Source organism: Nakamurella sp. (genome assembly GCF_048594475.1).
Taxonomy (GTDB): Bacteria; Actinomycetota; Actinomycetes; order Mycobacteriales; family Nakamurellaceae; genus Nakamurella.
Genome location: NZ_JBMDXT010000586.1, coordinates 1 through 5,758 on the forward strand (window position 1 = coordinate 1; position 5,758 = coordinate 5,758).

At 73.7% G+C, this 5,758-nt stretch carries 3 protein-coding genes; all 3 read left to right on the forward strand.

The features are described from left to right. On the forward strand, positions 1-1,975 hold a 1,975-nt coding region (locus ACOJUF_RS26115; protein ID WP_420124723.1), incomplete at its 5' end, for a transglutaminase family protein. Continuing rightward, positions 1,972-4,599, forward strand: coding sequence for a circularly permuted type 2 ATP-grasp protein (locus tag ACOJUF_RS26120; RefSeq protein WP_420124724.1), 2,628 nt, complete (start codon positions 1,972-1,974; stop codon positions 4,597-4,599). The genes ACOJUF_RS26115 and ACOJUF_RS26120, both read left to right, overlap by 4 nt. Next, entirely contained in the window at positions 4,596-5,504 is a 909-nt protein-coding gene (locus tag ACOJUF_RS26125; RefSeq protein WP_420124725.1) for a transglutaminase family protein, read from the forward strand. The genes ACOJUF_RS26120 and ACOJUF_RS26125 overlap by 4 nt, the downstream gene beginning before the upstream one ends. The last annotated feature ends 254 nt before the right edge of the window (positions 5,505-5,758 follow it).

Genomic DNA, 5,758 nt, shown 5'->3' on the forward strand with positions numbered 1-5,758 from the left:
GACCGCGTTCGTGCTGCCGCTGCACCGGCTGCCGGCCGAGTTGGCCCTGGACGAGCTCGACGGGACCGACACCGACACCGACACCGGCGCCGGCACCGCCGCGGCCGACGCCGCCGACACCGTCACGGTCCGCGCGGCGGCCGTCGCGCCCCCGGCCGCGGCGGATGCCGCCCCGGCCGCCGAGCGGGCCGCGACCGTGGGCTGGGCCAGCGCCGACTGGCAGCTGCGGCGGGGTCGGATCGTGCTGCTGCCCGGCGATTCGCCGGCCGGCCTGCGCCTGCCGCTGGACGCGATCTCGTGGCAGGCGGCGGAACCGCCCGTCGACCCGGATCCGCTGGCGGCCCGTCCGGCGCTGCCGGCGCCGCACGCGACCCGGCCGCGCGCCGTCGTGGTCGACGCCGCCGGGGTCCCCACCACGGCCCTGGTGGTCGAGGCCCGCGGCGGGCTGCTGTACGTGTTCCTGCCGCCGGTCGAGGAGCTCGACCCCTGGGTCGAGCTGATCGGCGCGATCGACCACGCCGCCTCGGCGCTGGGCCTGCCGCTGGTGCTCGAGGGCTACCCGCCGCCCGGCGACCCGCGGCTCAAGACGCTCTCCGTCACCCCGGACCCGGGGGTCATCGAGGTCAACGTGCAGCCGGTGGCGAGCTGGGCCGAGCAGGTCGAGCTGACCACGACGCTGTACGAGCAGGCCCGGCTGAGCCGGCTGGGCACCGAGACGTTCGCCGTCGACGGCAGCCACCGTGGCACCGGCGGGGGCAATCACATCACGGTGGGCGGCGCGAGCGCGGCCGAGTCGCCGCTGCTGCGGCGGCCGGACCTGCTGGTCTCGCTGCTGACCCACTGGCAGCGGCATCCCGCGCTGTCCTACCTGTTCTCGGGTCAGTTCATCGGCCCGACCTCGCAGGCGCCGCGGGCCGACGAGGGCCGGCCGGAGAGCGTCTACGAGATGGAGATCGCGTTCTCCGAGATCCGGCGGGCGATGGCCCGGGCGGCGGCCCAGCCGGACGGGACGGTGGCGCCCTGGGTGGTCGACCGGGCCCTGCGGCACCTGCTCACCGACCTGACCGGCAACACCCACCGGGCCGAGTTCTGCATCGACAAGCTCTACAGCCCGGATTCGGCCCGCGGCCGGCTGGGACTGCTCGAACTGCGCGGCTTCGAGATGCCTCCGCACGCCCAGATGTCCCTGGTGCAGGCGCTTCTCGTGCGGTCGCTGGTCTCCCGTTTCTGGGACGAGCCGCTCACCGCGCCGTTGATCCGGCACGGCGACAACCTGCACGGCCGGTTCCTGCTGCCGCACTATGTCATCTCCGACATCGCCGAGGTGGCCGCGGATCTGCGGGCGCACGGGATCGCCTTCCAGACCAGCTGGCTGGACCCGTTCTTCGAGTTCCGCTTCCCCCGGTTGGGGACGGTCGCGGTCGGCGGCATGGGCCTGGAGCTGCGCTGGGCGATCGAACCGTGGCACGTGCTGGGGGAGGAGGCCACCGCCGGCGGCACCGCGCGGTACGTCGACTCGTCGGTCGAGCGGCTGCAGGTCAGCCTGACCGGCGCGGCCGGCCCGGGCCAGGTCTGGGTCACCTGCAACGGTTACCCGGTGCCGTTGCAGCCCACCCAGGTGCCCGGCCTGCTGGTGGCCGGCGTGCGGTACCGGGCCTGGCAGCCGCCGAGCTCGCTGCACCCGACCATCCCGCCCGACTCGCCGCTGGTGTTCGACGTCGTCGACGCGGTCAGCGGAGTGTCGTTGGGCGGCGCCACTTATCACGTCTCGCACCCCGGTGGCCGCAGCTACGAGACCCCGCCGGTGAACGCGATGGAGGCCGAGTCCCGGCGCACCCGGCGCTTCGACGCGGCCGGGCACAGCCCGGGCGAGATCGACATCAACCAGCTGCGGGAATGGGCCGGCCTGCTGGCCGTGGACCACAATGCGCCGGGCATGCTGGACCTGCGCCGGGCCAGGGCCATCTGTCGGTGAACACGACGGGTCCGCTGGACGTCTCGCCGGCCGCCGACACCACCGCGCCGCCGCGGGTGTCGGTGGTCGAGGCGTACCTGGCCCGCAACGGCATGTTCACCCCGGGGGTCGGCGACCCCCGGCGCTACGACGAGATGACCGGCCCCGCCGGTGATCTGCTGCCGGGCTGGGCCGAGCTGGCGGTCGAGATCGACGCCCTGGGCGACCCCGGCCTGGCCGCGCTGACCGGCCAGGTCGACCGGCTGCTGGAGGACGACGGCGTCACCTACACCCCGGTGGACACGACGTCCGGCCGGCCGGAGGCGGTGCCGACCGGCCCGGAGCACTGGCGGGTCGACCCCCTGCCGCTGGTCGTCGGCGACGCGGACTGGAACCGGCTGGAGGCCGGGCTGGTCCAGCGCTCCACCCTGCTGGACGCCGTGCTCACCGACATCTACGGACCGGGCAAGCTGATCGAGCACGGGCTGCTGCCGGCCGAGTTGGTCTACCGGCACCCCGACTACCTGCGGCCGGCCCACGGCATCACCATCCCCGGGGCCCATCAGCTGTTCTTCCACGCGCTGGACGTCTGCCGGGACGTCGACGGCAGCTTCCAGGCGCTGGGCGACCGGACGCAGGCGCCGTCGGGCGCCGGGTACGCGATGGCCGACCGCCGGGCGGTGTCCAAGGTGCTGCCGGACCTGTTCCGGCGCACCGTGCCCCGTGGGCTCTCGGCGTTCTTCCACACGATGCGGTCGGCGCTGGCGTCGGTCGCCCCGACGGAGTCCGAGGATCCCCGGGTCGTCGTGCTCACCCCTGGCACCCACTCCGAGACGGCCTTCGACCAGGCCATGCTGGCCTCGCTGCTGGGCGTCCCGCTGGTGGAGAGCGCCGACCTGACCATCCGGCGGGGCCGGCTGTGGATGCGGTCGATGGGCCGGTTCGAGCCGGTCGACGTGGTGGTCCGCCGGGTCGACGCGGCCTGGTCGGACCCGCTCGACCTGCGGCCGGACTCCCGGCTCGGGGTGGTCGGCCTGGCCGAGGCGTGCCGGCGCGGCACCGTGACCGTGGTGAACACCCTGGGCAGCGGGGTGCTGGAGAACCCCGGGCTGCTGCCGTACCTGCCGAAGCTGGCCCGCGCGGTCCTCGGCGAGACCCTGAGGATCGAATCGGTCCCGACCTTCTGGTGCGGCGCCGAGGGGCCGCGCACCTACGTGCTCGACCACCTGGAGAAGATGGTCCTGCGCTCGACGGTCCGGGCGCGGTCGGAGTTCCCGGCGATGATGAGCCGGGCCGAACTGGAGACCTGGCGGGCGCGGATCGCGGCCGAGCCGGGGCTCTGGGTCGGCCAGGAGGTCGCGCCGTTCTCCGAGGCGCCGATGGCCACCCCGGACGGCCTGGTCGCCGGCCAGGTCAGCATGCGGCTGTTCACCGTGTCCCACGGCTCGGGCTACGTGGCGATGCCCGGCTCGCTGGGCCGGGTGCAGGAGGGGTCGCTCACGTCGGCCGGGCGCGGCCGGACGAGCGTGGCCAAGGACGTCTGGGTGCGTTCCGGCCGCACCGACACGCCCGACCGGCGCGAGGGCCGGGAGTGGCTGTACGAGGGCCCGCCGGTGGTCTCCGAACCGGCCGAGTCCGTCGCCTCGCCGCGCGTGCTGGAGGACATGTTCTGGCTGGGGCGGTACGCCGAGCGCACCGAGGACCTGGTCCGGCTGCTCATCATGACCCGGTCCCGGGTGGACGACTTCCGGTTCCGGCCCGAACATCTGGGCGCCGGGTGCGTGCCCGTGCTGCTGTCGGCGGTGTCCCGGGTGTCCGGCACCCGGCCGATCGCGATCGACGAGGACCCGACCCAGCGGATCCGGCAGCTGATGCTGGACGGGGCCGAGAACGGCTCGGTGGCCCAGTCGCTGGCCGGCCTGCGGGAGTCGGCCCGCTCGGTGCGCGACCAGCTGTCCGGCGACACCTGGATGGTGCTGGCCGGCACCGACCGCGCGCTCGGCGAGCTGGCCGACGCCCCGGTGGAGGCCGGCATGCTGCTGGCCTCGGCCCAGTCCGAGGTGCTCACCGGCATGCTGTCGCTGTCCGGCCTGATCAGCGAGAACATGATCCGTGACCCGGGCTGGTACTTCCTGGACCTCGGGCGCCGGATCGAACGGGCCCAGCAGGTGGTGGCGTTGCTGCGCTCCACGCTCACCCGCTCGCACAGTTCGGCCGTCGACTCGCTGGTGGCCGAGTCGGTGCTCGCGGCCAGCGAGTCCGGCGTCACCTACCGCCGGCGGTACCGCGGCCGCATCCAGATCGCGACCACGCTGGAGCTGCTGCTGCTGGACGTCGGCAACCCCCGATCGCTGGCCTACCAGCTGGCCGCGGCCCGGGCCGACCTGCGCGCGCTGCCGGACTCGTCGGGCACCTCCCGACCGCAGCGCCGGCTGGAGGAGATCGACGCGCTGCTGCGCCGCACCGGCCCGGCCGACCTGGAGCGGACGGACGCCGGCGGCGTCCGCGACGAGCTGGAGACGCTGCTCGCCGGGCTCACCGATACGCTCCGCAGCGCGGCCGATGCCATTGCCACGCAGCACTTCTGGCACCCGAGCCCGATGCAGTCGCTCGGCGTGGTGACCATGGAGGGGGTGTCCCGATGACCCGCCGGTACCGCATCGAGCACCGGACGGAATACCGCTACTCGGACGAGGTCTCGACCTCATTCGGTCGGGGGTACCTGCGGCCGCGGGAGATTCCGAATCGGCAGCGGTGCCTGAACTACTCGCTGACGATCCAGCCGGGGCCGTCCGACCTGACCCATGACGTCGACGTGTTCGGCAACCCGAACAGCTACTTCCACGTCACCGACGCGCACACCGAGCTGGTGGTGACCGGCCTGTCCGAGGTCGAGGTCACCGTGCCGCCCACCGATCCGGAGGTGTTGGCGCTGCCCTGGGAACGGGCCCGGCCCGGCCTGGACGACCCGAAGGCGGTCGAGTTCACCCTGGCCTCGCCGCTGGTCCGGATGCCCGGCCGGATCCTGGACTACGCGGCCGTGACGTTCACCCCGCGCCGCCCGATCGGCGAGGCGGTCGTCGACCTGACGCACCGCATCTTCACCGAGTTCAAGTACCACCCCGGGTCCACCAACGTCTCCTCGACGGTGGCCGAGGTGCTCGAGGCCAGGGCCGGCGTCTGCCAGGACTTCGCCCACGTGGCCGTCGCCTGCCTGCGGTCCGTCGGCCTGGCCTGCCGGTATGTCTCCGGCTACCTGGCCACCGACCCGCCGCCGGGCAAGGAACGCATGATCGGCGCCGACGCCAGCCACGCCTGGGCCGCCGTCCGCCTGCCGGACGGATCCTGGTTGGGCTTCGACCCGACCAACGACCAGCTCGCCGACGAGCGCTACACCATCGTCGCCTGGGGCCGGGACTACGACGACGTCCCGCCGCTGCGCGGCGTCATCTACACCGACGCCGAGTCCAACGAGATGGACGTCTCCGTCGACGTCGCCCCCCTCACGCCGGCCCGACCCGCTCACCCGCACCCGCCCGCGCACCCCTGACCTCTCGCACCCCGACCTCACGCACCCCGCCCTCGCCCAACCCTGACCCACCCGCCCGCCCGCCCTGTCCCGCGCGGATCTGTGAGTCTGGGTGGGCACCGGTTCTGGTGGTTCTGGCAGGGTTCGGTGTTGGTGTTCGGGATTGACTCGGCGTGGATCTGGCCGCTTGGGCGTGCCTTCTAGATGACGTGTCGTCCTGGGCGCCGACGCCGGCCTGCTCACCTGGTGGCCTGATCAGAAGCCTGTCCCCGGTC